Raw genomic sequence first — 832 nt, 5'->3', positions numbered from 1 at the left:
GATTATCTTTGCTTTGCATACGCAGCGCTTCTACCTGCGTGCCGCCCGTTTTCCACGCTTTGTGAAATTCCTCTATCAGCCAGCGGCGCTCGTAATAACTGAATATTTTATGGGCGTCTTCCTGACTATTGACGGGTTCGGAGGTCAGAAGATGCCAGCAAAGCCCGTCCTCCGGACCTTTTTCGTTGCAACCAACATAAAACATCCGCACCGCTTCACCGTTTTTTCCTTCGGGGATTTTCAACGTCACTTCGGCATAACTGATATCACAATGCGCGACACGCGCCTGACGCCCGCCTTTCTGTCTGACCTGAACTGAGCGTTCTCCAGCACTCTGTAACTGGCTGATAAAGTCATAAAGTTTATCCTGACTTTCCTCAATACGCCGGCTTTGCATCGAACGGATGACGAAACGTTGTTTTTGGCTCGTTTTATAACGCAGATATTCGATGATATCGGCTTCACGGTCACAGACAGAAATCACGTTGGCCATCTGTTCCCCTAACCGGCTGTCGACAGCTTGTGAGGCCCGTTCCCACTTATCACTCTCTTTCTCTTCATAAGGGCGTGCATCGCGTTGCTGGCTTTTGCCATAATCACTGACATCCCGGCACCAGCGCTGTTGCTCTATCAATCCCACGACCTGTTGTTCTTCTGGCGCAAATAACAACACCGAGTGTACCTGCAGGCCCCGGGATTTTTCCTTCGAGGTGGTATAGCCGAGTTCATCGGCGACCGACGCATGGGAAAATGACAGGGTTGTCGTGTCTTCCAGCGCTAACAGGCAATGATAACGTTGAGCGTGAGCGGCGGTGGCGGTAAATCCGGCTTC

The 832-nt window shown here is 51.3% G+C and carries 1 protein-coding gene; it reads right to left on the bottom strand.

Annotation, left to right across the window (positions count from 1 at the left end; all coding sequences use genetic code 11):
* The coding region (locus C5471_RS23390) for an IS4 family transposase (protein ID WP_166296602.1) at window positions 1-832 on the bottom strand (832 nt) is incomplete at both ends.

It is taken from the genome of Photorhabdus tasmaniensis (assembly GCF_011189505.1).
GTDB classification, from domain to species: Bacteria; Pseudomonadota; Gammaproteobacteria; order Enterobacterales; family Enterobacteriaceae; genus Photorhabdus; species Photorhabdus tasmaniensis.
The sequence above is the reverse complement of the archived record's forward strand: the minus strand, read 5'-3'. Positions and strand labels throughout refer to the sequence as shown.